Source organism: Promicromonospora sukumoe, from assembly GCF_014137995.1.
GTDB lineage: Bacteria > Actinomycetota > Actinomycetes > Actinomycetales > Cellulomonadaceae > Promicromonospora > Promicromonospora sukumoe.
The window spans coordinates 3,182,652-3,208,326 of the sequence record NZ_JACGWV010000001.1; the positions used below are offsets into that span (position 1 = coordinate 3,182,652).

At 73.3% G+C, this 25,675-nt stretch carries 23 protein-coding genes; 13 read left to right on the top strand and 10 right to left on the bottom strand.

The genetic code is table 11. The annotated features are described in order from the left end of the window. Positions 1-110: 110 nt before the first annotated feature. The 3 genes from FHX71_RS14110 (at position 111) to FHX71_RS14120 (ending at position 4,295) form a co-directional block, all read left to right on the top strand. Positions 111-2,588 (top strand): DNA gyrase/topoisomerase IV subunit A, encoded by a 2,478-nt coding sequence (locus FHX71_RS14110; RefSeq protein WP_182617275.1) that lies wholly within the window; start codon positions 111-113, stop codon positions 2,586-2,588. Positions 2,589-2,678: 90 nt separating this feature from the next. After that, a complete protein-coding gene (locus tag FHX71_RS14115) occupies positions 2,679-3,056 on the top strand; it encodes a YciI family protein (RefSeq protein ID WP_182617277.1) in 378 nt (125 codons plus the stop codon). Further along, a complete protein-coding gene (locus tag FHX71_RS14120) occupies positions 3,057-4,295 on the top strand; it encodes a DUF6596 domain-containing protein (RefSeq protein ID WP_182617279.1) in 1,239 nt (412 codons plus the stop codon). An 18-nt stretch (positions 4,296-4,313) separates the two neighbouring features. Here FHX71_RS14120 and FHX71_RS14125 read toward each other — a convergent pair whose 3' ends face one another. Further along, positions 4,314-6,014, bottom strand: a complete 1,701-nt coding sequence (locus FHX71_RS14125) for an HNH endonuclease signature motif containing protein (protein ID WP_182617281.1) — start codon at positions 6,012-6,014, stop codon at positions 4,314-4,316. A 283-nt stretch (positions 6,015-6,297) separates the two neighbouring features. On the opposite strand from FHX71_RS14125, the gene FHX71_RS14130 reads away from it, so the two are divergent. Continuing rightward, positions 6,298-6,762: a GNAT family N-acetyltransferase gene (locus FHX71_RS14130; RefSeq protein WP_182617283.1), complete on the top strand. Its 465-nt coding sequence runs from the start codon at positions 6,298-6,300 to the stop codon at positions 6,760-6,762. Continuing rightward, positions 6,759-7,283 (top strand): O-acetyl-ADP-ribose deacetylase, encoded by a 525-nt coding sequence (locus tag FHX71_RS14135; RefSeq protein WP_182617285.1) that lies wholly within the window; start codon positions 6,759-6,761, stop codon positions 7,281-7,283. Before FHX71_RS14130 ends, FHX71_RS14135 begins: the two co-directional genes overlap by 4 nt. Here FHX71_RS14135 and FHX71_RS14140 read toward each other — a convergent pair. The 3 genes from FHX71_RS14140 to FHX71_RS14150 are packed head-to-tail and all read right to left on the bottom strand — an operon-like array spanning position 7,273 to position 9,958. Next, the gene (locus tag FHX71_RS14140; RefSeq protein WP_182617287.1) at positions 7,273-7,962 is read right to left on the bottom strand and encodes an HAD hydrolase-like protein; all 690 of its coding nucleotides are present in this window, start codon (positions 7,960-7,962) and stop codon (positions 7,273-7,275) included. The genes FHX71_RS14135 and FHX71_RS14140 overlap by 11 nt on opposite strands. 20 nt (positions 7,963-7,982) lie before the next feature. Next, entirely contained in the window at positions 7,983-9,533 is a 1,551-nt protein-coding gene (locus FHX71_RS14145) for a multicopper oxidase family protein (RefSeq protein WP_182617296.1), read from the bottom strand. Then, on the bottom strand, positions 9,530-9,958 hold the full coding sequence (locus FHX71_RS14150; protein WP_182617300.1) for a hypothetical protein: 429 nt from the start codon (positions 9,956-9,958) through the stop codon (positions 9,530-9,532). The genes FHX71_RS14145 and FHX71_RS14150 overlap by 4 nt, the downstream gene beginning before the upstream one ends. A 131-nt stretch (positions 9,959-10,089) precedes the next feature. Between FHX71_RS14150 and FHX71_RS14155 the strand changes: the two genes are divergently transcribed. Further along, positions 10,090-11,250 (top strand): sensor histidine kinase, encoded by a 1,161-nt coding sequence (locus FHX71_RS14155; protein ID WP_182617302.1) that lies wholly within the window; start codon positions 10,090-10,092, stop codon positions 11,248-11,250. 5 nt (positions 11,251-11,255) lie between these two features. Beyond that, the gene (locus tag FHX71_RS14160) at positions 11,256-11,915 is read left to right on the top strand and encodes a response regulator transcription factor (RefSeq protein ID WP_182617304.1); all 660 of its coding nucleotides are present in this window, start codon (positions 11,256-11,258) and stop codon (positions 11,913-11,915) included. Positions 11,916-11,933: 18 nt separating this feature from the next. On the opposite strand, the gene fgd is transcribed toward FHX71_RS14160, so the two are convergent. Further along, positions 11,934-12,935, bottom strand: a complete 1,002-nt coding sequence (fgd, locus tag FHX71_RS14165; protein ID WP_182617306.1) for a glucose-6-phosphate dehydrogenase (coenzyme-F420) — start codon at positions 12,933-12,935, stop codon at positions 11,934-11,936. Between the two features lie 67 nt (positions 12,936-13,002). Next, positions 13,003-14,226 carry an MFS transporter gene (locus tag FHX71_RS14170; RefSeq protein ID WP_182617308.1) on the bottom strand — a complete coding sequence of 408 codons (1,224 nt, stop codon included), beginning with the start codon at positions 14,224-14,226 and terminating at the stop codon, positions 13,003-13,005. A gap of 92 nt (positions 14,227-14,318) precedes the next feature. Here FHX71_RS14170 and FHX71_RS14175 point away from each other — a divergent pair, with 92 nt between their 5' ends. The 3 genes from FHX71_RS14175 to FHX71_RS14185 all read left to right on the top strand — a co-directional run bounded on the left by FHX71_RS14175 (position 14,319) and on the right by FHX71_RS14185 (position 17,456). Continuing rightward, positions 14,319-15,209 (top strand): LysR family transcriptional regulator, encoded by an 891-nt coding sequence (locus FHX71_RS14175; protein ID WP_182617311.1) that lies wholly within the window; start codon positions 14,319-14,321, stop codon positions 15,207-15,209. A gap of 89 nt (positions 15,210-15,298) precedes the next feature. Beyond that, on the top strand, positions 15,299-16,831 hold the full coding sequence (locus FHX71_RS14180) for a WXG100 family type VII secretion target (RefSeq protein ID WP_182617313.1): 1,533 nt from the start codon (positions 15,299-15,301) through the stop codon (positions 16,829-16,831). Positions 16,832-16,859: 28 nt separating this feature from the next. Next, positions 16,860-17,456, top strand: coding sequence for a hypothetical protein (locus FHX71_RS14185; RefSeq protein WP_182617315.1), 597 nt, complete (start codon positions 16,860-16,862; stop codon positions 17,454-17,456). Here FHX71_RS14185 and FHX71_RS14190 read toward each other — a convergent pair. From FHX71_RS14190 to FHX71_RS14200, 3 genes are read right to left on the bottom strand one after another with little or no spacing between them, the layout of a single operon-like run. After that, the gene (locus FHX71_RS14190) at positions 17,453-18,424 is read right to left on the bottom strand and encodes a hydroxymethylglutaryl-CoA lyase (RefSeq protein WP_182617317.1); all 972 of its coding nucleotides are present in this window, start codon (positions 18,422-18,424) and stop codon (positions 17,453-17,455) included. The genes FHX71_RS14185 and FHX71_RS14190 overlap by 4 nt on opposite strands. After that, entirely contained in the window at positions 18,417-20,414 is a 1,998-nt protein-coding gene (locus FHX71_RS14195; RefSeq protein WP_182617319.1) for an acetyl/propionyl/methylcrotonyl-CoA carboxylase subunit alpha, read from the bottom strand. Before FHX71_RS14195 ends, FHX71_RS14190 begins: the two co-directional genes overlap by 8 nt. Beyond that, positions 20,414-21,973 (bottom strand): carboxyl transferase domain-containing protein, encoded by a 1,560-nt coding sequence (locus FHX71_RS14200; RefSeq protein ID WP_182617321.1) that lies wholly within the window; start codon positions 21,971-21,973, stop codon positions 20,414-20,416. The genes FHX71_RS14195 and FHX71_RS14200 overlap by 1 nt, the downstream gene beginning before the upstream one ends. A 72-nt stretch (positions 21,974-22,045) precedes the next feature. On the opposite strand from FHX71_RS14200, the gene FHX71_RS14205 reads away from it, so the two are divergent. Then, the gene (locus FHX71_RS14205; protein WP_182617323.1) at positions 22,046-22,654 is read left to right on the top strand and encodes a TetR/AcrR family transcriptional regulator; all 609 of its coding nucleotides are present in this window, start codon (positions 22,046-22,048) and stop codon (positions 22,652-22,654) included. On the opposite strand, the gene FHX71_RS14210 is transcribed toward FHX71_RS14205, so the two are convergent. Further along, entirely contained in the window at positions 22,620-23,795 is a 1,176-nt protein-coding gene (locus tag FHX71_RS14210; RefSeq protein WP_220489687.1) for an acyl-CoA dehydrogenase family protein, read from the bottom strand. The genes FHX71_RS14205 and FHX71_RS14210 overlap by 35 nt on opposite strands. 60 nt (positions 23,796-23,855) lie before the next feature. Between FHX71_RS14210 and FHX71_RS14215 the strand changes: the two genes are divergently transcribed. Then, complete coding sequence (locus FHX71_RS14215) at positions 23,856-24,650, top strand: enoyl-CoA hydratase-related protein (protein WP_182617325.1); 795 nt, start codon at positions 23,856-23,858, stop codon at positions 24,648-24,650. A 186-nt stretch (positions 24,651-24,836) separates the two neighbouring features. Continuing rightward, positions 24,837-25,649 (top strand): TrmH family RNA methyltransferase, encoded by an 813-nt coding sequence (locus FHX71_RS14220; RefSeq protein WP_182617327.1) that lies wholly within the window; start codon positions 24,837-24,839, stop codon positions 25,647-25,649. Positions 25,650-25,675: the final 26 nt, after the last annotated feature.

Here is a 25,675-nt window from a genome sequence, read left to right on the forward strand (position 1 = left end):
GCACATGACCAGCGAACCAGTTCCGGTGTGGGGTGGGCGTGCGTGTCGGTGGTGCGGGGTACGGTTTGCCTGTCCCCGTCCAGCCCCAGAGTCCAGGAGCCCCACGAACCATGGCGCGCAAGCCGTCGCAGCCGCTCGACGAGAGCGAGATCCACGAGAAGGTCGTGGACATCGACGTCGCCTCGGAGATGGAGACCTCGTTCCTCGAGTACGCCTACTCCGTCATCTACTCGCGGGCGCTCCCCGATGCGCGCGACGGCCTCAAGCCGGTGCAGCGCCGCATCCTCTACATGATGTCGGACATGGGGCTGCGCCCCGACCGCGCGCACGTCAAGTCGTCGCGCGTCGTCGGCGAGGTGATGGGAAAGCTCCACCCGCACGGTGACGCCCCCATCTACGACGCGCTGGTGCGCCTGGCGCAGGACTTCTCGCTGCGGCTGCCGCTCGTGGACGGGCACGGCAACTTCGGCTCGCTCGACGACGGCCCCGCGGCCCCCCGGTACACGGAGGCGCGGCTCGCGGCGCCGTCGATGGCGATGACCACGGGGCTCGACGAGAACGTCGTCAACTTCGTGCCGAACTACGACAACAAGCTCACCCAGCCCGAGGTGCTGCCCGCCGCGATCCCGAACCTGCTGGTCAACGGCGCGTCCGGCATCGCCGTCGGCATGGCGACGAACATGGCGCCGCACAACCTGGTCGAGGTCGTGTCCGCGGCGCAGCACCTGATCAAGAACCCCGAGGCCACGCTGGAGGACCTGCAGCGGTTCGTGCCCGGCCCGGACCTGCCCACGGGCGGCAAGATCGTGGGGCTCGACGGCGTGCGCGACGGCTACCGCACCGGCCGCGGCAGCTTCCGCACCCGCGCCACCGCGCGGATCGAGAACGTGACCCCGCGCCGCAAGGGCATCGTCGTCACCGAGCTGCCGTACCTGGTGGGCCCGGAGAAGGTGATCGAGAAGATCGCCGACGGCGTCAAGGCCAAGCGCATCCAGGGCGTGTCCAACGTCCAGGACCTCACCGACCGCACGCACGGCCTGCGCCTCGTGATCGAGGTCAAGACCGGCTTCGACCCGGACGCCGTGCTGGAGCAGCTCTACCGCGTCACGCCGCTCGAGGACTCGTTCGGCATCAACAACGTGGCCCTGGTCGACGGCCAGCCGCGCACGCTCGGCCTGCTCGAGATGCTGCGGGTCTGGGTGGACCACCGCATCTCCGTGGTGCGGCGCCGCTCGCAGTACCGCCTCGACAAGCGGCTGGAGCGGCTGCACCTGGTCGACGGCCTGCTCATCGCGATCGTCGACATCGACGAGGTCATCCAGGTGATCCGGTCGTCCGACGACGCCGCCATCGCCCGGGACCGCCTGCGCGAGATCTTCGAGCTGTCCGAGCCGCAGGCGTCCTACATCCTGGACCTGCAGCTGCGCCGGCTGACCAAGTTCTCCCGCATCGAGCTGGAGAAGGAGGCCGAGGAGCTGCGCCGCGAGATCGCGGAGCTGGAGCAGATCCTCGGCGACGAGAAGCTGCTGCGCCGCCTGGTGAGCACCGAGATGGGCGAGGTGGCGCGCACGTACGGCACGCCGCGCCGCACCGTGCTGCTCGACGCCGCCGGCGGGTCCGTCGGCTCGGTGGCCGTGACCCCGGCGAACGGGCGCAAGAAGAACGTCGAGCCGATCGACCTGCAGATCAAGGACATGCCGACGCGCGTCGTGCTGTCCGCCACGGGCCTGCTGGCCCGGCTCCCCGACGACGTCCCGGTGCCCCGCGAGGGCAACCGCGCCGCGCACGACGCCCTGCGGGGCGACGCCGCCGCGTCCACGCGCGGCCACGTGGGCCTCGTGACGTCGGCCGGCCGGATGCTGCGCATCTCCGTGCTGGACCTGCCGTCGCTCCCGCCGACCGACGGCGCGCCGTCGCTGTCCGGCGGCATCCCGGTCAGCGAGCTGGTGGAGCTGGAGCACAAGGAGACGGTCCTGGGCGTGACCGGCCTCGGCGCGGAGGCCCCGACGATCGCCGTCGGGACCGCGCAGGGCGTCGTCAAGCGCATCGCGCCGTCGGACGCCCCGGCCAAGGGCGACGAGTGGCCCGTCATCGCGCTCAAGGACGGCGACACCGTGGTGGGTGCCGCCGTCGTGAGCGAGGACGACGAGCTGGTGTTCGTCGCCGACGACACGTCGCTGCTGCACTTCCCCGCGTCCTCGGTGCGGCCGCAGGGCCGCGCGGCCGGCGGCATGGCGGGCATCAAGCTCGCCGCCGACAAGCGGGCCGTGTTCTTCGGTGCCGTCCCCGCCGGGGTCGAGGCGACCGTCGTGACCATCGCGGGCGCCGGTGACTCGCTGCCGGGGATCGAGCCGGGCGCGGGCAAGGTGACGCCGTTCGCGCTGTACCCGGGCAAGGGCCGGGCGACCGGCGGTGTCCGGTCGCAGCGGCTCCTGAAGGGTGAGGACGGTCTGATCCTCGCCTGGGTCGGCGCCACTCCCCCGCGGGCGCTCGGTGCCGGCGGCCAGCCCGTGGACCTGCCCGAGGTCGACGACCGCCGGGACGGTTCCGGGACGCCGATCGCGGTGCCGGTCGCGGTGATCGGCTGATCTCGCGAGAGTAGTTTCGTGGGAGGTGTCGATTCCGGCGCGGCTCGCCCGTCCAAGGCGTGTCAACATCCCACGAACGAGGAGCACGACATGACCGACACCTGGGTCTTCCTGATCCGCGAGAACGACTGGGATTCGGACGCGTACCTCCCCGGAGGTCCGTCCGCGGACCTGTCCGAGGACGAGGACATGGCCGCGCACCAGCGCTTCGGCGAGGCCGTGGCCGCGCTCGGGGCGAAGATCACCGGCAGCAACGCCCTGCAGAACGCCAAGTACGGCGGGGTGGTCACCGCCGGGGCGGACGGCGGCGAGCCGGTGTACACCGACGCACCGTTCACGGACACGAACGAAGTGATCACCGGCTACTACGAGATCGAGTGCGACGAGGCCACCGCACGCAAGATCGCCGGGCTCGTGCCGAGCTCGAACGCGGTCGAGTGGCGCAAGGTCGTGCAGTTCGGCTCCTGAGTGCCGATCGATCCCGCGGCGTTCCGCACCGCCTGGCCCCAGGTGGTGCGGACGCTCGCCGTGACCACGCGCAGCCTGGACCGCGGTGAGGAGTACGCCGCGGAGGCGTTCGCGCGCGCCGCGGCCCAGCCGGACGGCGCCATCGACGACCTCGTCGGCTGGTGCGTGCAGGTCGGCCGGCGCACGTGGTTCGACATGCTGCGCCACCAGCGGGTGCTCTACCGGCTCCAGCCCCAGCTCGCGCGCCCGGAGGTGGCCGACGTGGACGTGCCGCACACGCCCGGCGACGACCTGGACGACCGGCTCGCGCTGCTCTTCGTCGCCTGCGACGACGCCCTCGCCCCCGGGGCCCAGCTCGTGCTCGCGATGCGGGTGGTCTGCGGGCTGACGATCCGGCAGATCGCGGGGCACCTCGGCATCGCGGAGGCGACCGCGGCCGCCCGGCTGACCCGCGCCAAGTCGGCGCTGGCCCGGACGCGCGGCGAGTTCGCCGTGCCGGACGAGCCCGCGCGGGCCTTGCGGCTGCCCGTCGTGCTGTCCTGCGTCGCGGGACTGTTCACCGTGGGGCAGCGAGAGACGCCCGAACCCGCGGACGCCACGCAGGACCCGGCACGGGACGCGGCAACGCTGGCCGAGGCCCTGGTCGCGGAGTACCCCGGCGACCCCGAGGTGCTCGGCCTGCGCGCGGTGTGCCGGCTCGGCCTGGCCCGGCGGCCCGGCCGGGTGCGCGACGGCGTCGCCCTCCCGCTCGACGAGGTGGACCGCGCGGCCTGGGACCGGCGCCTGCTGCGCGCCGGCCTCGACGACGCGGCGACCGCGCTCACGTGGTCGACGTCGCCCGGCGCGTCGGACTCGCCCGGCCGCTTCGTGCTGGAGGCCGCAATCTCGGGGGTGCACGCCACGGCGTCGGACGCCGCGGAGACGGACTGGCCGCGGCTGGCCCAGCTCTACGACGCCCTGCAGGACACCTGGCCCTCCCCGGCGACGCGGGTCGCCCGGCTCGTGGTGCTCGGCCGGCTCGCGCTGCGCGACGGCGGCGACCTGGTGCCGGTCGAGCGCGAGCTCGAGGAGCTGGTCGCCGACGGTCCGCCGTACGCCGCCCGCGACGCGAGCCTCGCCCTCGCCGACCTGGCCCGCCGGACCGGCCGCACCGACGAGGCGGCCGGGCGGTACCGGGAGCTGCTGGATGTCGTGCCCGAGGGGCCGCTGCGCGAGTTCTGCCGTCGATACGTGGGGTAGGTCAGCGAGCGTCGGCACTCAGAACGGCGGGTCGTCGGGGCCGGACGGACTACCAGTGGTCTGCGTCGGCGTGGTTCCGGGTTCGGCCGAGGCGGACTCGTGCTGTAGGCGTCGGCCCGTCAGGAATCGCAACGTCAGGTCGCTGCTCGCGACCGGGTCTACCTCCTCGATCTCGACGTGCGTGTCCAGCACGGTCGCCGGCCGGGTAGCGGCTCTGCCCGATGGCGTGGTCCAGGTCGTGATGCCGGTCGTCGCGTCGCGCACCACGCCCCAGCCGGCGTGCGTCTTGAGCAGGTGGTGCCGCCGACAGAGCGGATGGAGGTTGGAAGCTCGTGTCTGCCCGTCACGAACACCTTCGGCGCTGGACCTCTGGTCGCGGTCGAACGGCTCGATGTGGTCCAGGTCGCACCACGTCGCCGAGGTGTCGCAGCCCGGGAACGTGCACGTCGCGTCCCTGGCTTCGACCGCACCTCGGAGGACCTTGCCTGGCTGGTAGGTGGTGGTCGAGTAGTCGCGAAGCACCCCTGTGAAGGGATCTGTCACCAGACGCCGCCACGTCGAGTCGGTCGCGATCAGCCGAGCCGTCTCCGCCGGGATCGCCCCGAAGCCCTCCAGGTCGCCGGGGGCGTCGTCGAGGCCAAGCAGCACGCTGGCGGGCACCGTGACCCGCACGACAGGCCGGCTCGGGGCGACTCGGACGACCTGGACCGGTGCACGTCCACCGCACGTGCAGACCGGTGCGGCGGCTCCCACGGTGTCGTCCGTGCCCGGTCCGGCTTGCTCATCGACCTCGACGAACCGGTCGGCGGGCACCAGGCGCCCTGTCACGATCCCGGTCAGGCAGTCGGCGCGCAGCTGTCCCAGGTCACGCTTCTCACCCGTGGTGCGCTGGAACTGGCGCGCCATGTCGTCGATGACGTTCCACACCGCGGTGGCATCGGCGGCCGGCAGGTACCCGGACAGCCAGCCCATGTCGTTCTCCGCGCGGTCGAGCTGCACGTTGCGGTGCTGGGCGGCGATCCGAGCCGTCTCGTCCGCGCCGTGCCGCGACTTCGCGAACGCCAGGAGCTTCGACCGCAGCCAGCGCCACGTCCGGAAGGGCGCCTGCGGCATGTAGCGCTCGATCGCCTCGGCTCGTTCCTCGCGCGTGAGCTGCGCGGCGGACCGCAGCAGCGTGTGCGCCTTCTTCACGTCGATCCGCCCGGTGGTCAGCGCGTTGATCACCGTCGGATGGTCGACGCCGGACTCGCCGCGCACCACGACCTCCGAGGCCTCCGTCCCGGTGACCACCAGCTCACTCGTCACCTGCGCGACCAGTGAGCTGTGCGCCAGCGGGCTGGTCTCCCTGCCTGCCCGCTCGCCCACCGTCCTGGCCTGCAGGCCGGCGGCCCAGGACTGCAGCCGCCCGCACGCGACCACCAGGTCGCCCAGTACGTCGTCCGGGAGGTCCGCGAGCAGCTCTGCGTCCGGATCGGTCGCCTCCGCGACCACCCGCGCCAGACCGGCACCGTACGCACTGTTCAGCGCGGACCGGAGCTGCTCCAGCGGCCAGAGCGCGACCGGCACGGCGTCCGGCGGCCAGTCCGGAACGCCCTCGGGCGGGTCCGGTATGCCGAGGAAGTAGTCGTCCGGGAACGGGTCCTGCGGAATCGTCTCCTCGGACCACGTGTCCTCAAGGAGCACATGCCCCATGTCGTCGTCATGCTGCCCGTCGTCCATGTCTCCACCTCCTTGATCCACACGTTATCTGTACGCCTCAACTCTTCGGACACTTGTTCGATATTAGCCAATCACCCACCATCCTGCCGGCCTTCTGCCAGCCGCGTAAGAACCTGCGCGGAGCACGCCCACCGCGTATCAGGTACGCATGGATCGGTCGGCGACCAAGGGCACAGGCCTGATGACAGCCCATCCGCGACAGCACACCACCCGTAACGGCGCGACCGCCCCGAACCCGATATCCCCTCAGCCGATGTCGGTGTCCGGTGGTTGACTCCTGCGCATGAACGACGACCCGCCCTACGAGTTCTCCACCGACCCCGCCCGCATCGACGCCGACCGTGTGCACGAGCTCGTCTCCCGGCACACCTACTGGGCCAAGGACCGCCCGCGCGACGTGATGGACGCCGCCATCGCGGGCTCCCGGCCGTACGGCGTCTACCGCCGCGACTCGGGCGAGCAGGTCGGGTTCGCGCGCGTCGTGACCGACGGCGCGACGTTCGCGTGGCTCGCCGACGTCATCGTGGACCCGGACCTGCGCGGGCAGGGCATCGGGAAGCTGCTGGTCGCGGGCGTCGTCGCCGAGCTCGACCAGCTCGGCCTGCGCCGGACCATCCTCGCGACCGCCGACGCGCACGGGCTGTACGAGCGGTTCGGCTGGACGCCGGTCACCGAGGAGTACAAATGGATGGAACGCCCCGCCGGCGCAGCAAAAACGCCAGCACCAGCACCAGGAGCAGCCACATGAGCCTGTCCGTCGAGATCGGTGACATCACCCGCGTCGAGGCCGACGCCGTGGTCAACGCAGCCAACTCCCTGCTGCTGGGCGGCGGCGGGGTCGACGGCGCGATCCACGCCGCCGCCGGACCCCGCCTCCTGGAGGCCTGCCGGCGCCTGCGGAACACGACGCACCGCGACGGCCTCACCGTCGGGGACGCCGTCGCCACCCCCGCGTTCGACCTGCCCGCGTCCTGGGTGATCCACACGGTCGGGCCGAACCTGCACCGCGGCCAGGACGACCCCGCCCTGCTCGCGTCCTGCTTCGCGCGCTCGCTCGACGTCGCCGCCGAGCTCGACGTGCGGTCGATCGCCTTCCCCGCGGTGAGCGCGGGCGCCTACGGCTGGCCCGTGCCCGACGTCGCCCGCATCGCCGTGGTCACGACCCGGAACTGGCTCGCCGAGCACTCCGAGGCGGAGCTGCGGGACGTGCGGTTCGTCGTGGTCGACGAGCGTGTCGAGCACGCGTTCGGCACGGCCCTCACGACGTGAGCAGCTTGCGCAGCTCCTCCGGGGTCGTGGCGACCGCCGCCGCGCCCGCCGCCTCCAGCTCGCCCGGGGCGGCGTAGCCCCAGGTCACGCCGATGGTCGGCACGCCGTGGTGGGCGGCCGCGTGCACGTCGTGCTCGCGGTCGCCCACCATGACGACCTGCCCGGCGTCGGCCCCGAGGGCCACCGCGTGCGCCAGCGCGCGCTCCACCACGACCTCCTTGCCCTGCACCAAGCCGACCCCCTCGGCGACCGCGCCGTGCACGCCGTCGAGCCCGCCCTCCAGGTACCCGTCGAGCCCGAAGTGCTCCACGATCTGCCGCGCGTAGTGCTCGGGCTTGGCCGTCGCGACCAGGAGCGTCATCCCTGCCTCGCGCAGGTCCGCGAGCGCCTCCGGGAGGTCGGGGATCACGGAGTTGTCGAACATGCCGTGCACCTCGTAGTCGCTCCGGTAGGCGGCGATCACGGTGGCGGCGTCGGCGTCGGACAGGCCGATGCCGGTCATGCTCGCTCCCAGCGGCGGGCCGACGAAGGTCCGCAGGACCGTGTCGGAGGGGACGTCGAAGCCCGCGTTGGTGAAGCCGGTGCGCAGGGAGGCGATGATGCCGGGCGCGGAGTCGGTGAGGGTGCCGTCGAGGTCGAGCAGGACGTGCGTGGTGCGGGTGGGGAGGGTGAGAGTCACCAGGCGAGCGTGCCACACGTTCAGTGGTGCCCCTGGTGCGCGTCCGGCCCGGAGCCGCCGTGTCCCGCGTCACCGTCGTGCTCCGGCACCGTCCCCACGTCCTGGCCCGGTTCGACGACGACGAACTGGCCCATCATCCCCTCGTCCTCGTGCAGCAGCATGTGGCAGTGGAACATGTAGGGCACGTCGGCGTCGGTGTAGTCCTCGAACCGCATGAGCAGCCGGTAGGTGCGGTTGGGTTCCAGGTAGACGGTGTCCTTGGGGCCGGCGAGCTCGGGCGACGGCGGGTCGCCGTCGACGGACAGGACGCGGAACTGGACGTCGTGCACGTGGAAGGTGTGGGGCATCGGCACGATGCTGCGCACCTCCCAGATCTCTGTGTCGCCGACGGTGACGGCCTCGTCGACGCGGCCCATGTCCATGGTCCGGCCGTTGATGTGCCGGTCGTCGAGCTCGAACTCGCGCGTCACGGCGGCCTCGGACTCCCGCAGCGTGTCGTGGTCCGCGTGGGCCGACGGCGTCCAGGCGGGCTCGGGCGACGGCGTGAGCGAGTCGGCGGCGCGGAGCTCCAGGACGTCGAACGCGTCGTTGCCGCCCATCGCGAACGGGACGACGACGCCGCCGAGGTCGGCCTCGAAGGAGTGCAGGCGCGTGGTCTCGCCGGGTTCCATGCGCACGACGACCTCGGCGCGCTCGCCGGGTGCGAGGCGCACCTGCTTCAGGCGGACGGGGGCGTCGAGCAGCCCGCCGTCGGTGGCGACGAGGTCCATCTCGCGGTCGGGGAAGCCGAGCTGGTAGGTGCGTGCGGTCGACCCGTTGAGCAGCCGCAGCCGCACCCGTTCGGTGGTGACCTCGTGGTACGCGCCGACGGTGCCGTTGGCCAGGACGATCCCGCCGAGGGTGCCGGGCTCGCTGCCGTTGTCCGACAGCTCGAGCTGGCCGTCGTCGTCGAGCATCTTGTCCTGCACGACGACGGGGACGTCGTCGACGCCGTACTCCTTCGGCAGGTCGGCGGCGGCCGAGGCGTCGTCGTCCAGGAGGAACAGGCCCGCCAGGCCGCGGTAGACGTGCTTCTCCGTGGCTCCGTGGGGGTGCGGGTGGTACCAGAGGGTGGCGGCGGGCTGGTCGATCTCCCAGGTGGGCCGCCACGTCTCGCCCGGCTCGACCTCCTGGTGCGGGCCGCCGTCCATGGCGGCGGGCAGGTGCATGCCGTGCCAGTGCACGCTGGTCGCCTCGGGCAGGTCGTTGGCCACCTCGACGGCGACGCGCTCGCCGCGCTCGGCACGCAGGGTCGGCCCCAGATAGGGGCCGTCGAAGCCCCAGGTGCGGGTCTCGATGCCGGGCAGCAGCTCGGTGGTGCCCTCCTGGGCGGTCAGGGAGAAGACGCGCGTGCCGTCCACCATGCGCGACGGAGCCAGCGGCGGGATGGCGAGCTCGTTCGTGAACTCGACGTCGTCCACGGGGGTGACCGAACCGGGGACCAGGCCGCAGCCGGCGAGCCCGAGCAGCAGCGCCAGCCCGCCGGCGGCCACGGACCCGGCCACGCGAGCAGGACCGACGCGCCGGCTCATCGGGCACCCCCGCGCAGTCGCTGTACGCCCGCGGCCGCGACGCCCGCCAGGGCGCCCCACATCGTGTCGAAGGCCAGCGCCGGGACCAGGGTCCACGCGGGGCCGCCGCCGGGGCCGAAGCCCGAGAGCACCGGGACCAGCGTGCCGATCACGGTGGCGACCAGCCCGTACGCGAGCCCGGTCAGGGTCAGGGTGAGCACGGGGCGGGGCACGCGGCCCAGCCCGACGACGCCGATCCAGACGGCGGCCGTGACGCCGATGATCGTCAGCGCCCGGGGCGCGCCGGTGCCGAGGGCGCCGGTCAGGCCGGTCAGCGGCCAGAGCAGGGCCAGCGCGGAGAGGCCCGCGACGAGGGTCCAGGAGACGGCGGCGGGGCCGGGGACGGGCCCCGGCGAGGGACGGGCCGGAAGCTGTGGTGAGGTCATGCCCCGACGGTGCCCGCCGGGCCCCACCCGCCACATCGGTCCGGGATCGTCTCCTGGTGTCGCCCCGGGGCGACACGACCCTGAGCCCACGGGCTGATGCCTCAGGGGCGGCGCGTCCGTAGGGTGTCGGTGTGCCCGAGCAGAGCGAGGTCCCGCGGACGGTCGACCCGCGCGTCACCGACGTCGCCCTGGCGATCGCCATGGCGCTGGTGGTCGCCGTCGTCATCGCCGCCGACCCCGACGCCGCGCGGCACGCCGGGCCGGGCGCGTACCTGTTCGCGGCGGGCTTCGGGGCGCTGGTCCTGCTGCGGCGCCGGATGCCGCGCACCATGGTGGTGCTGACGGTGCTAGGCGTCTTCGCCTACTACACGCTCCAGTTCGCGCCGATCGGTATGGCCCTGCCCGCGGTCGCGGCGCTGTACTCGGCGGCGGAGATGCGCCGCACCGGCTGGGCCGTCGGCGGGGGCGCCGTCCTGGTGGCGGTCGCGACCTACTACCGCGTGACGGGCACCCAGGAGGAGTACCTGACGCCGTACGACCTGGTCACGAACCTCGCGCTGGTCGCCGCGGCCATCGCCCTGGGCGTCGCGGTGCGGCTCTCCCGGGAGGCACGGGTGCACGAGGCGCACGCCGCGGAGCAGCGGCTCCAGGCCGAGCGGCTGCGCATCGCCCGGGACCTGCACGACGTCGTCGGGCACAACCTGTCGGTCATCGCCCTGCACTCGGGCGTCGCGTCCGAGGCCGTGGGCCGGGACGACGACGCGGCGCGGGGCGCGCTGGAACACGTGCGGCAGGCGACGTCGGGCACGCTGCGCGAGCTGCGCTCGACGGTGCGCGTGCTGCGGCGGCCGCTGGACGCGGCGGACGGCGGTTCCCCGGCACCGGGGACGGCAGAGGCACCCGCACCCACGAGCCTCGCGGGTGTCGACGCCCTGGCGGCGTCGGCCCGCGCCACCGGACTCGTCGTCGACGTCACGCTCGACGTGCCCGACGGCGTCCTCGACGGCGCGATCGACGCCGCCGCCTACCGGATCGCGCAGGAGTCCCTGACCAACGTGCTGCGGCACGCCGCCGCCTCGCGGGTGAGCGTGGCCGCGCGGGTCACCGGCGGCCGGCTCGCGATCCGCGTGTCCGACGACGGGCGCGGGGCCGGCCCCCACCCCGTGCCCGGATCGGGGATCTCCGGGATGCGCGAGCGCGTCGCCCTGCTCGGCGGCACCCTGACCACGGGCGACGCCCCGGACGGCGGCTTCGTCGTGGCCGCAGACCTGCCCCTGCGTCTGGAAGGCTGAGCACCGTGATCCGGATCGTGCTGGTGGACGACCAGGAGCTGGTGCGCGCGGGCCTGCGCGCACTGGCCGAGAGCGACGGCGACATCGCGGTGGTCGGCGAGGCCGCCGACGGCCGCGCCGGGGTGTCCCGGGTGCGCGAGCTGCGGCCCGACGTCGTGCTGATGGACATCCGCATGCCCCGCCTGGACGGCCTGGCCGCGACCCGGGAGATCGTCGCCGACCCCGCGCTGACCGGCACCCGCGTGCTGGTGCTGACCACGTTCGACGAGGACGAGCACGTCTTCGAGGCCGTCCGGTCGGGCGCGGCCGGCTACCTGCTCAAGGACGTCGCGCCCGCCGAGCTGCGGCGCGCCGTGCGCGTGGTCGCTGCGGGCGACGCGCTGCTCGACCCGGCCGTGACCGCCACCGTGCTGCGGGCCGTCGCGGCGGCCCCTGCGCCCCGGGCCGGCGGCGACGACCGGCTGGCCGCGCTCACCGACCGCGAGCGCGAGGTGCTGCTCCAGCTCGGCCGCGGTCTGACGAACGACGAGATCGCCGCCGAGCTCTACCTCAGCCCGGCCACGGCACGCACCTATGTGAGCCGCCTGCTCGCCAAGCTCGGCGCGCGGGACCGGGCCGCGCTCGTGATCCTCGCGTACGAGACGGGCCTGGTCAGGGCGCCCTGACCAGGCCGGGGCCCAGCGTCAGAGCGACTTCAGCCGCGGCAGCACGTCCTCGCTGAACTGCGTGAGGAACCGCTCCTGGTCCTGGCCGGGGCCGTGCACCACGAGGTGGTTGAGCCCGGCGTCGACGTACGGCTTGATCATCGCGACGGCCTCGTCGGGGTCGGAGGCGACGATCCAGCGCTTGGCGACCTGCTCGATCGGCAGCTCGTCCGCGAGCTTTTCCATCTCGGTGGCCGAGGTGACGCTGTGCTTCTGCTCCGGCGTGAGCGACAGCGGCGCCCAGAACCGGGTGTTCTCCAGCGCGGCGGCGGGGTCGCGGTCGTAGGAGATCTTGATCTCGATCATCTTGTCGACGTCCGCGACGTCGCGCTCCGCCTTGGCCGCGCCCTCGGCGACCGCGGGCAGCAGCTTCTCCGTGTAGAGCTCCATGCCCTTGCCGGACGTGCAGATGAAGCCGTCGCCGGCGCGTCCCGCGTACTTCGCCACGAGCGGCCCGCCGGCCGCGATGTAGACGGGCACGGGGTTCTCGGGCCGGTCGTAGATGTTGGCGCCGACCAGCTCGTAGTAGTCGCCCTTGAAGTCAACCGAGTCCTCGGTCCACAGGGCCCGCATGAGCTGCACCGCCTCGCGCAGGCGCGCGAACCGCTCCTTGAACTCGGGCCACTCCATGCCGGAGACAGCCGTCTCGTTGAGGGCCTCGCCCGTGCCGACGCCGAGGATGATCCGGTTCTCGGTGAGCAGCGCCAGCGTGGCGAACTGCTGCGCGATCACGGCGGGGTTGTACCGGAACGTGGGGGTCAGCACGCTCGTGCCGAGCTGGATGCGGGAGGTGCGCTCCCCCGCGGCGGCGAGCCAGGCGAGGGCCGACGGCGCGTGACCCCCCTCGTGCCGCCACGGCAGGAAGTGGTCGGAGACCATCGCGCTGTCCAGTCCCACCTCCTCGGCGCGTACTGCGAGCTCAACCAGCTCGCGCGGCCCGAACTGCTCGGCGGACGCCTTGTACCCGATCTTCAGAGTCACGGTTGCGACCCTACGCTTCATCGCCCGGGTGCGTGGGCAGGCGTCGCGCAGATCACAGAACCGCTGGTCAGGAGCGGCGCATCGCCGTCGCGGCCCACCCGCCGGCGAGCGCGACGAGCACCACGAAGACCCCGAGGACCAGAGGGGCCGGCAGGTACACCAGGCCGACGCCGACGGCGAGCACGGGGACCACCAGCCCGGCGTAGCCCACGAGGAACACGAGCGCGAGCGCCTCGGCGCGTTCCGCGGGCGGGACGAGCGCCGCCGTCCGGCCCAGGGCCGCCTTGAAGAGCAAGCCCGCGCCGCCGCCGGCGAGCAGGCCGCCGGTCAGGAAGAGCGCCGTCGACGGCAGCACGACGCCGCCGAACAGCGCCGCGGGGCCCGCGACCATCAGGACGGTCGCGATCCGGAGCTGGCGGGCCGGCGCGACGGAGGCGACGAGGCACTGGCCGAGCGCCCCGGCCAGGAACGGCGTGGCCGCGACCACGCCGGTGACGACCAGCGACGTCTGCCCCAGCTCGTCGTGCACGAACGACGCCGCGACGGAGCTGAACAGCCCGAACACCGCGAACCCGGTGAACGCGCCGACGGCGTTGGCCGCGAACCGGCGCCGCGCGTCGGGCCCGATCGCCACCCGCTGCGGGCGGTAGGGCCGCAGGCCGGGCCGATGCAGCACCGTCTCGGGCACCAGCGGAGTCACCGCGAGCAGCAGCACCAGCACCACGGCGAACACCGCGTACGGCAGCACCAGCGGGTCCGACGACGGCTCCGCGATGAGCCCCGACAGCAGCGGGCCGAGCCCCAGGCCGCCGAGGTTGGCGACGGTGGCGACCACCGCGGCGCGGCCGGGCGCCGGGCGGGATCGGCCGCCGTCGAGCTCGGCGAGGTAGGCGGTCGCCGTGGCGGTCAGCGCGCCGATGCCGATGCCGGAGACGAGCCGGGCCGCGATCAGCCCGCCCAGGTCGTCCCGCAGCAGGAAGATCACCGCGGCCACGAGCTCCAGCGCGGCGGCGAGCAGGATCAGCGGACGCCGTCCGACCCGGTCGCTCAGGTGCCCCACCAGGAAGAGGCTCGCCACGACCCCCACCGCGTACGCCGCGAAGATGACGGTGACCGTGAACGGGCCGTACCCGTCGCGGGCCACGTACAGCGGGTACAGCGGGGTCGGCACGGTCGAGAACGCCATCAGCAGCAGGAAGGTCGCTCCGGTGACCCAGAACCCGGCGCCGTGGCGGCGCGGGGCTGCCTGGATGGGCGCTGCGGGTGCGGGAAGGGCTTGCGTGTTCGTCACCCCAGCAGTCTGCGCCGCCCCATTGATCAGGACAAGCGAATCATTCCGATTCCGTCTATCGCTGTTCGCGATAACTCTGCGACGATGACCCCATGGACACCCGGCACCTGGAGTACTTCATCGCCGTCGCGGAGGAGAGCAGCTTCACGCGCGCCGCGCACCGCCTGCAGACCGTCCAGTCGGCCGTCTCGGCGGGCGTGCGCACGCTGGAGCGCGAGGTGCACGCCACGCTGTTCGTGCGGTCCACGCGCCGGGTCGAGCTGTCCGACGCCGGCCGCGCCCTCCTGCCCGAGGCCCGCGCCGCCGTCGAGTCCCTGGACCGGGTCTACGACGTCGTGGCCGCCGCCGAGAGCGGCCTGCGGGGCCGCCTGCGCCTCGGCGTGTTCGCCAACACCGACATGCTCGACATCCCCGCGCTCGCCGGGCGGTTCCACCAGCTCTACCCGGGGGTCGCGCTCAGCGTGGTCGCCTCCCCCACCGGGTCCACGGGCCTGGTCGACGACGTCCGGGCGGGCCGCCTCGACGTCGCGATCACCGGGCTGCCCGGCGGGGACCTTGCGGGCCTGCGCTCGCACGAGCTCCTGGCCGGCGAGTTCGTCGCGGTGCTGCCGGAGGACCACCCGCTCGCCGGGCGCTCGGTGCTCTCCCTCGACGAGCTCGCCGGCGAGCCGTTCGTCGACGGCCCGCCGGGGTTCGGCAACCGGGTGATCATCGAGCGCGAGCTCGCCTCGCGCGGGCTGCGCCGCACCGTCGTGGTCGAGAGCCCCGACATGAGCCTCGTCGCCGCGTTCGTCGCCGCCGGCCTCGGGGTCGCCGCCGTGCCCCGCATGGTGCTGCGCCCCGCGCCCGGCGCCATCATCCTCCCCCTGGACGTCTCCCTCGCGTTCTCGATCCGGTCCGTCAGCCGGACCCGCGCGACGCGCCCCGTCGAGGCGGCACTCGCCCTGCTGCACGGCGTCGCCGTCCGCGCCACCGGCGGCTGAGGGCAGTTCTCCCCATGGCCGGGGCGGCCGGGTGCGGCTAGGTTCGCCGTGCCGACCGACAGCGGGCCGACCGACAGCAGGGGGAACCGATGGGTGAGGTCTGGGGCGCCGACGTCGCCCAGCTGCGCACTCTCGCGACCACGATGCGGGACCGGACGCAGACGCTGGAGACCGCGCGCGCCCTGGTGGACTCCCTGATCGACGACCTGGACTGGTTCGGCCCCAGCGGCCAGCGGTTCCGCGCCGAGTGGTCGGACACGCACCGCGGCGGCCTGACCGCGGCCATCGACTCCCTGGTGCAGGCCGGCAACGCCCTGGACCGCAACGCCGACGACCAGGAGCGGACCAGCGCCGACGCCGGGACCGCGGGCGGTGCGGGGACGGGGACGGGCGGTAGCGGGGGCGGCACGACGGTGGCCGGGGCCCAGGCGCCCGCGGCCCCGCAGGTTCCGGCGGTCCCGACGCTGAGCCCCGACGAGTATCTGGAGCTGTCGGAGAGCGAGCGCGACGAGTGGCTGCTGAACGCCACCGACGAGCAGGTCGCCGCCCTCCTGGCCGCGATGGAGGCGCAAGGGCTCTACCCCGGGCCGGACGCCGGGCTCGTCGCGAGCGAGCACTGGACCCGGCAGGCCGCCCAGGACGCCGGCATCGACTACCTCGCCTGGGACCCGACCCTCGGCGCCGACGCGAACCGCGCGAACATCGAGGCCGTCTACGAGTACTACGCCGACCTCTACCTGAACAACCCCGACCTGCAGTGGGCCGGGATGGCCGCGATGATCGGGCCGTCGTTCGCCGCCGGGTTCCTGGACCTCGCCCTGATGCGCGACATCGCCCAGGGGTTCGAGGTCGGCGGCGAGGTGCTCCAGCACCTTCCCGGCGGGCTCGCCCAGGGCGCCCTGATCGAGCAGGTCGCCGGGATGACCGACGACGAGCTGCGGTTCTACGAGACCTCCTTCCTGGCGATGCAGCAGGAGATCTTCCATGACCAGGCCTCCATGCACGCCGCTTACGAGCACGGTGGCATGGAGGAGATCCAGCGGATGTACGAGTCCGGGGCCATGAACGAGGCGACCTACGACGCCTGGGAGGACATCGCGTCCGGTGACCCGGACCGTGTCGCCGAGGGCAACACCGAGATGCTGCGCAGGGAGCAGCAGGAGATCATCGCCGACGACTACGACGCCATGCGGGACCGCCCCGTGACCGGTGAGGCGATGACCTACATGATGACCGTGGTCGGGGAGGCGTCGATCCCGGGCGCTGTCACGTTCGGCGAGTACGACCCGCTCCAGGTGAGCGTCGAGACGCCCGGGCCGGAGAACGTCGGCATCCCGTTCACCGGCATCTCCACCGACAACCCGCTGCAGGGCACGGTCACGATCACCACGCCGCTGCCCGACGGGAACATCGCCGACGTCGACCAGCGCTGGAACTACATCACCGCCGACACGCTGCCCGCGTACCAGGAGCTGCTCCAGAACGACCCGGGCCGTGCCGAGGACATCCTGCGGACCGACGTGTCGGACCGCATCGAGGAGTACCGGCTGACCAACCCGGACCGGCTGGGCCGCATCGTGGACCGGCTGGCGACGAACTGGGATGTCGATGTCGACCAGTGACGTGCGGCGACGTGACAGGGTGGGGCCCATGTCGGTACGACACGCGATCCTCGCGGTGTGCACGGTCCTCGCCCTCGCGGTGACGGCCGGGTGCACCGTCCGCATCGGCGACGGGGACGACGACGGCGGCGCGGAGCTCTTCGGAGAGGGGAACAGCATGGAGTGGGACCTGACACAGCCGCTCGAGGCGGAAGGCCTGGGACTCCCGGCCGACCAGATGGTGATCGTGAAGGTGCCCGATGACGCCACCGTGAGCCTGACGCTTCCCACCGGCACCTGGTCGGGACGGACCGAGGAGATGACGGTGACCACCCGGCACGGTTTCGTGGACCAGGTGGACCTGTTCTGGACCGAGGCCGACGGGCAGGCCGCGGCCGACCGGATGGTCGCGGACTCGGCCCTTCTCGGCCTCGACGCCGAGCGTGTCGCCGCGTGGGCCGAGCGAGCGCGGTGGGCCGAGACCGCCGACGTCAACCGCACCCGCCACAAGGACAACTACAACGGCGCGAACGGCGAGGTCTCCACCTCGGTCAGACCCAGCATGGCCATCGGCGAGGGCGAGGGCACCCCGGTCCGGCTCTGGTACAAGTTCTACGTCCGCGACGTGGTGGAGACCGCCGCCTAGCCACTGAGCGCCCGGTACGTCCTGCTCGTCAGCTCGTGGTCCAGGTTCGGCTCCAGCCACGCGCTGGTCTCCACCACCCGCGGCAGCGACACCCCGGTGCTGATCCCCAGCCCGTCGAGCATCCAGAGCAGGTCCTCCGTGGCGAGGTTGCCCGTGGCGGACTCCGCGTACGGGCATCCGCCCAGCCCGCCCGCCGCCGTGTCGAACGTGGTGACGCCGTGCCGCAGCGCGGCGGCGACGTTGCCCAGCGCCTGCCCGTAGGTGTCGTGGGCGTGCAGGGCCAGCACGTCGTCGGGCAGGCCGGCGGCGTTCAGCGCGTCCAGCAGCGCGACGACGTGCCCCGGCGTCCCGACGCCGATCGTGTCCCCCAGCGAGAGCTGCTCCGCGCCCAGGTCCATGAGCCGCTTGCCCGCCGTGACCACCTGGGACACGGGCACGTCGCCCTCCCACGGGTCGCCGAAGCACATCGAGACGTACGCCCGCACGCGCATCCCCGCCGCCCGCGCCCGCGTCATGACCGGCTCGAACATCGCGTACTGCTCGTCCAGGGACCGGTTCAGGTTGCGGCGCGCGAACGAGTCGGTGGCGCTGGCGAACACCGCGATGTGCCGCAGGCCCAGGTCGTAGGCGCGCTCCAGGCCGCGCTCGTTGGGCACCAGCACCGGCAGGTCGCGGGCCCGGTCGCCGAGCCGGTCCACCAGCGCGCCGAGCACGTCGGCGGCGTCGGCGAGCTGGGGCACCCAGCGGGGGTGCACCAGGCTGGTGGCCTCGACGTACGGCAGGCCGGCGTCGAGCAGCCGCTCGACGAGGTCCACCTTGACCGCGGTCGGCACCACGGCCTTCTCGTTCTGCAGCCCGTCGCGCGGGCCCACCTCGTAGATCGTGACTCGCTCCGGCAGGGCCGGGTCGCGCACCACCTGCGGCCGGCGGTACTCCCGGGGCGCCTGGTCAGGGATCGGCTCAGACATCGGGCACCTCCATCACGAACAGCACCTGCCGCGCGGCCACCTGCTCCCCCGCCGTCGCGCGCACGCGCACCACGCCGTCGGACGGCGCCGTCAGGGCCAGCTCCATCTTCATCGCCTCCAGCACGCCGAGCGCCTGCCCGGCGGTCACGGCCTCGCCGTCGCCCACCTCGACGCGGGTCACGGTGCCGGGCATCGCGGCGACGACGACGCCGTCGGACAGGTCAGCCTCCGTTGCCCGGGTGCCGCCCGGGCGCGTGAAGCGGAACGTGTGCCCGCGCGTGCTCACCTCCACCGAGCGCGGCCGCACGTCGACCACGAACCGGGCCGTGACGCCGTCGAGCTCCAGCAGGTCGGCTCCCCCCGCCTGTCCCCCGAGGCGGCCCGCGGCACGGCACGACGTCGGCGGCTCGCCGTCGCGCCGCACCTCGCCGCGGGCGGTGCACACGCGGAGCACGACGTCGTCCAGCTCGACCCACGCGTCGGCGGGCGGGCCGCCGAGCCGCCACCCGTCGCCGCCGTCGTGCTCCGCGGCCGTGGCCACCGACCAGGCGGCCGCCACGAGCGCGGGCCCCGGGTCCGGTGCCGGCAGCGCGTGGGTGTCGAGCCACGCGGTGTGCACGTCGCCGTCCCGGAAGGCGCCCGAGTCCGCGAGCGCCCGCACGAACCCGGTGTTGGTGACCAGCCCGCCGATCGCGGTGTCGTCGAGGGCGTCGACGAGGGCGTGCCGGGCGGCCTCGCGGTCGGGGCCCCGCGCGATGATCTTGCCGACCATGGGGTCGTAGGCGGCGGGGACGACGGTGCCGTCCTCCAGCCCGGCCTCGACCCGCACGGTGGCCGAGCCGGCCGAGTCCGGCCAGCGCACGCGGGTCGCGGTGCCGGCCTGCGGCAGGAACCCGCCGAAGGCGTCCTCGGCGTAGATCCGGGCCTCGATCGCGTGCCCGACGACGGTGACGTCGTCCTGCGTGAAGCCGAGGTGGTCGCCGGCGGCGACGCGGAGCTGCTGCTCGACGAGGTCGATGCGCTGCCCGCGGACGCGGACGACCTCCTCGGTGACGGGGTGCTCGACCTGGAGGCGGGTGTTCATCTCCAGGAACCAGGCACCCTTGATGCCCTGGCGGGTGTCGACGAGGAACTCCGCGGTGCCGACGCCGGTGTAGCCCACCTGGCGGGCGAGGTTCACGGTCCACAGGTGCAGGGCGTCGCGCACGGCCGGGTCGAGGTCGGGCGCGGGGGCCTCCTCCAGCACCTTCTGGTGCCGGCGCTGGGCGGAGCAGTCGCGTTCGTGCAGGTGCAGGACGTTCCCGTGCTCGTCGGCGAGGACCTGCACCTCGACGTGCCGGCCGTGCTCGACGTAGGGCTCCAGCAGCAGGGTGTCGTCGCCGAACGCGGTGGCGGCCTCCCGGGCGGCGGCCGCGATCGCCGGGCCGAGCTCGTCCTCGGCACGCACGATCCGCATGCCCTTGCCGCCGCCACCGGCGGCGGCCTTGACCAGGAGCGGGAATCTGCCGGCCGATCCCGCTTCGCTGGTTGAGCTTGTCGAAACCAGGGTCTCGACAGGCTCGACCAGCGAGAGGTCCGTCAGCGAGATGCCCTCGAGCACCGGCACGCCGGCCTTCCGGGCGACCTCCCGCGCGGTGTCCTTGCGCGCCATGGCGTCCATCGCGGTGGGCGGCGGCCCCACCCAGGTGAGCCCGGCGCCGACGACGGCACGGGCGAAGTCGGCCTGCTCGGACAGGAACCCGTAGCCGGGGTGGACGGCGTCGGCGCCGGTCTCCTTGGCGGCGGCGAGCAGCGCCGGGATCGACAGGTAGGACTCGCCGGGCGGCGTCGGGCCGATGCGGACGGCGACGTCGGCGGCGCGGGTGTGCGGGGCGCCGGTGTCGGCGTCGGAGTGCACGGCGACGGTCCGCAGGCCGAGTCGGCGGGCGGTGCGGATGATCCGCAGGGCGATCTCGCCGCGGTTGGCGACCAGGAGGGTGTGCATCGTCATCACATCCGGAAGATGCCGTAGGAGGGCTCGGGGATCGGGGCGGCGGCCGTGGCGGCCAGCCCGAGGGCCAGCACGCGGCGGGTGTCGGCGGGGTCGATCACGCCGTCGTCCCACAGGCGTGCCGTGGCGTAGTAGGGGTTGCCCTGGGTCTCGTACTGGGCGCGGATCGGGGCCTTGAAGGCCTCGACGTCGGCGGCCGAGGCGTCGGCGAGGTCCTTGCGGACCGTGGCCAGGACGGACGCGGCCTGCTCGCCGCCCATCACGGAGATGCGGGCGCCGGGCCACATCCACAGGAACCGGGGGTCGTAGGCGCGGCCGCTCATGCCGTAGTTGCCGGCGCCGAACGAGCCGCCGAGCACCACGGTGAACCGGGGCACGGACGTGCAGGCCACGGCGGTGACGAGCTTGGCGCCGTCCTTGGCGATGCCACGGTGCTCGTACTCCTTGCCGACCATGAACCCGGCGATGTTCTGCAGGAAGACCAGCGGGATGCGCCGCTGATCGCAGAGCTGCACGAAGTGCGCGCCCTTCAGCGCGGACTCCGAGAACAGGATGCCGTTGTTGGCGACGATGCCGACCTGGTAACCGTCGATCCGGGCGAAGCCGCAGACCAGCGTCTCGCCGTAGCGAGCCTTGAACTCGGCGAGCTGGGAGCCGTCGACGATGCGGCGGATGACGTCGCGCACGTCGTACGGGGTGCGCGGGTCGGCGGGCACGTCGTACAGCCCGTCGGGGTCGAGCTCGGGCTCCTCGGGCGGTAACCGGTCCAGCACCTGCGCGGGCGCCGGTGTGGTCGCGATGATCTCGCGGACGATGCGCAGGGCGTGGGCGTCGTCGTCGGCCAGGTGGTCCGCGACGCCGGAGGTGGTGGTGTGCACGACGCCGCCGCCCAGCTCCTCGGCCGTGACGACCTCTCCCGTGGCGGCCTGCACCAGGGGCGGCCCGCCGAGGAAGATGGTGCCCTGGTCGCGCACGATGACGGCCTCGTCGCTCATCGCCGGCACGTACGCGCCGCCCGCGGTGCACGAGCCCATCACGGCTGCGACCTGCGGGATGCCCCGGGCCGACAGGTTGGCCTGGTTGTAGAAGATGCGCCCGAAGTGCTCGCGGTCGGGAAACACCTCGTCCTGCATCGGCAGGTACGCGCCGCCGGAGTCCACGAGGTAGACGCACGGCAGGTGGTTCTCGGCCGCGACCTGCTGGGCGCGCAGGTGCTTCTTGACGGTGACCGGGTAGTACGTGCCGCCCTTGACGGTCGCGTCGTTGGCGACGACGACGCACTGCCGCCCCGCGATCCGGCCGATCCCCGTGACGATGCCCGCGCTGGGCACCGCCCACTCGCCCCCGTACATGTCGTAGGCCGCGAGCGCCCCGATCTCCAGGAAGGGGCTGCCGGGGTCGAGCAGCCGGTCGATCCGGTCGCGGGCGAGCAGCTTGCCGCGCCCGGTGTGGCGGGCGCGCGCCTCGGGCGAGCCGCCTTGGCGCACGCGCGCCAGCCGCTCGCGCAGCTGCGCGGTCAGGGTGCGCAGATCCGGTCCAACGCCGACGTCGGTGGTCATGTGCCGCAGCCTATCCTTCTGGTTAACGATCGTTAACCCCTCGATCCGCATGGTCGCTCCTAGACTGCTCCGGTGACCCCGCGCAGGCAGCAGATCCTGAGCACGGCAGCCGGCCTCTTCGCCGCCCGTGGTTTCCACGGCGTCTCGATGGGCGACATCGGCGCGGCCGTCGGCATCTCCGGCCCCGCCCTGTACAAGCACTTCGCCAGCAAGGAGGACATCCTCGGGCAGTGCCTGCTGCACGCCTCCGACCAGCTCCTGGCCGGCGCGCGCGAGCTGCTGCCCGACCCCGCGGTGGCCGACGGCGCGCTGGCGGCGCTGATCGACCGGCACGCCGACTTCGCGCTCGACAACCCCGCGCTCATCGTGATCCAGGAGCGCGAGTGGGGCGCCCTGGGCACGGAGGCCCGCGCCCAGGTACGCAAGCACCAGCTCGCCTACATCGACGTGTGGAGCGACGCCCTGCGACCCCTGCGCCCCGACCTCGGCGCCACGGAGGCGCGGGCCGCCGTGCAGGCCGCCTTCGGCCTGCTCAACTCCACGCCGCACAGCGCCCGCATCGGGCGTGCCGCCATGCGGGCCCTGCTGACCCGCATGGCGCACGCCGCGCTGCTCGCACCGGCAGAGCTCACTCCACCGGCAGGCACTACTCCACCGGCAGGCCGAGCCCCCGCGCGATGAGCATGCGCTGCAGCTCGGACGTCCCCTCGCCGATCTCCAGCACCTTCGCGTCCCGGTAGAAGCGGGCGATCGGCCCGTCCTCCATGACGCCGTAGCCGCCGAAGACCTGCGCCGCGATGCGCGTGGCCGTCACGGCGGACTCCGTGGCGTAGAGCTTGGCGACCGAGGAAGCCCGCCGGAACTCGTCGAGCGGCGCCCCCGAGTCCTTCAGCGCGGCCGCCCGGTAGGTCAGGGCCCGGCTCGCCTGGAGCATGACCTCGATGTCGGCGACCTGGAACGCGACACCCTGCTTACGACCGATCGGCCCGCCGAACGTGGGGCGCACGCCGGCGCGCTCCACGGTGAGGTCCAGCATGGCCTGGATGCAGCCGGTCGCGAGCGCCGCGACCGCCACGCGGCCGGTGTTGAGGCAGAGCATGAGCTGCTTGAAGCCGTTGCCCCGCTCCCCCAGCAGGTTCACCTCGGGCACGCGCACGTTCTCGAAGCGCAGCGGGTGGGTGTCGCAGGCACGCCAGCTCATCTTGTCGTGCAGGGGCTCGACGACGAACCCGGGCGTGTCGTTGGGGACGATGACCGCGCTGAGCTCCGGGCTGCCGTCCGGCCGGGTGCCGGTACGCGCCGCGACGGTGCAGAGGCTGGTGATCGGCGTGCCGGAGTTGGTGATGAACTGCTTGGCGCCGTTGATCACCCAGTGACCGTCGGTGAGCTCGGCGGTGGTGGACATGGCGTTGGCGTCGCTGCCCGCGCCGGGTTCGGTGAGGCCGAACGAGCCGAGCGTCCGGCCGGCGATCAGGTCGGGGAGCCAGGTCTGCTTCTGGTCCTCGGTCCCGTAGGCCAGCAGGCTGCCGACACCGAGGCCGACGCCGGCCCCGAGCGTGATGCCGACGGACTGGTCCACGCGGCCGATCTCCTCGACGGCGATGCTGAGCCCGGTGAGCCCGAGGTCGGACCCTCCGTATTCCTCCGGGGCGGTCAGGCCGAACAGGCCCAGCTCCCCCATCTGGTGCACCACCTCGACGGGCAGGCGGCATTCCCTGTCCCATCGGGCGATGTGGGGCGCGATCTCGCGGTCGGCGTAGTCACGTACCGCGTCCCGGAGCTTGGTGTGCTCCGGGTTCTCTGGTGTATGCATGTTGCGCATGTCACAGAGGTTAACCACCATTAACCTCACAGCGCCAGGCCCCACCCGGAGGACTTCTCGATGACCGCCATCAGTCAGGTCGCCTACGACGTCGTAGCGCTCGACCGACCCGACGCCGCGCCCGACGCGCCGTCCGACGCCCAGCCCGTGGCGTACGCCCGGATCACGCTCGACGCGCCCCGGCGCCGCAACGCCCTGTCCCTCGCCCTGCTCGACGAGCTGCGGGCTGCCCTGGACCGCGCGGCGCACGACGACGTACGCGCCGTCGTGCTGGCCGCCAGCGGCAGCGCGTTCTGCTCCGGGGCCGACCTCACCGAGGCCCTGGCCGACGGCATGAGCGTCTCCGCGCGGCGGCTCGCCGAGGTGCTGCGCGACCTGCTCGCGCTGCCCAAGCCCGTGGTCGCGCGCGTGCACGGGCCGGTCCGGGCGGGCGGGATCGGGCTGGTCGCCGCGTGCGACGTCGCGGTCAGCGCCGACCAGATCACCTACGCGTTCACCGAGGCCCGCCTCGCGCTCGCCCCCGCCGTCATCTCACTCGCGGTGCTGCCTCGGATGACGCCGCGCGCGGCCTCGCGCACGTTCCTCACAGGGGCCCCGTTCACCGCCGCCGAGGCCGCCGAGTGGGGCCTGGTGACCAGGGCCGTGCCGCTCGACGGCCTCGACACGGAGGTCGACGCCGTCCTGCGCGGCCTGGCCGCCGGCGACCCACAGGGCCTGGCCGCGACCAAGGCGCTGCTCAACGCGGACACGCTGGCCCGCTTCGACGCGCAGGTGGACGACGTCGTGACTTCGTCGGCGGACCTGTTCGCCTCGCCGCAGGCGCGAGCCGCCATGGAGAAGCTGCTGGCGCGCTGAGCCGCGGGTTCCCCGGCGCCGGGGGCGGGCGACGTCGGGACGGGAACGGTCGCGGGGTGACTGTGCGAATCCGGGGTGTGTTGCTCTGCGTCGACAATGTCTACGCAGAGCAACCGACCTCGATCGCGTACACATTCCCCGGCGCCGGCTGCGACGGGGCGGGCCGCGACGGTGTTGGATGGGGGCGTGGCTACCCGGATCTCCCAGCGCAACGCACGCTTCCAGCAGCTCCAGACCCTCGTGACGAACCGCAACAAGCGGCACCGCGCGGGCGAGTTCCTGGTGCAGGGCGTGCGGCCCCTCACGATGGCCGTCGAGCACGGCTGGGAGGTGCGCGCCCTGCTGTACGACGGCGAGCGCCGGCTCTCGCAGTGGGCCCGGGACCTGCTCGCGGCGCACCCGCACACCGAGCACGTCAAGATGGCGCCCGACCTGCTGGCGGAGCTAGCCGAGAAGGAGGATGCCGAGCTGCTCGCGGTCATCGCGATGCGGCCCGACGACCTGGACCGCATCGAGGCGGGGCCCGACTTCCTCGGCGTCGTGTTCGACCGGCCCACGCAGCCGGGCAACATCGGCGCGGTCGTGCGGTCGGCCGACGCGTTCGGCGCCCACGGCGTGATCACCACGGGGCACGCCGCCGACGCCTACGACCCCAAGTCGGTGCGGGCCAGCACGGGGTCGTTCTTCGCGACGCCGGTGGTGCGCTCCCCCTCCACGGCGGAGGTCATGGAGTGGGTGACGGCGCGTCGGGCCGCCGGGCTGCCCCTAGTGGTGGTGGCTACGGACGAGCACGGCGACGCCGACGTCTCCGCCTACGACCTGACCCAGCCCGTGCTGCTGCTGGTGGGCAACGAGACCACGGGGCTGCCCCAGTCGTGGCGCGACGCCGCGGACGTGACGCTGAGCATCCCGATGACGGGATCGGCGAGCTCGCTCAACGCCGCGAACGCGGCCACGGTGGTCCTCTACGAGGCCCGCCGCCAGCGCCTGGCGAAGTAGGCCGTCGCTGGCCGAGCGCACTACAC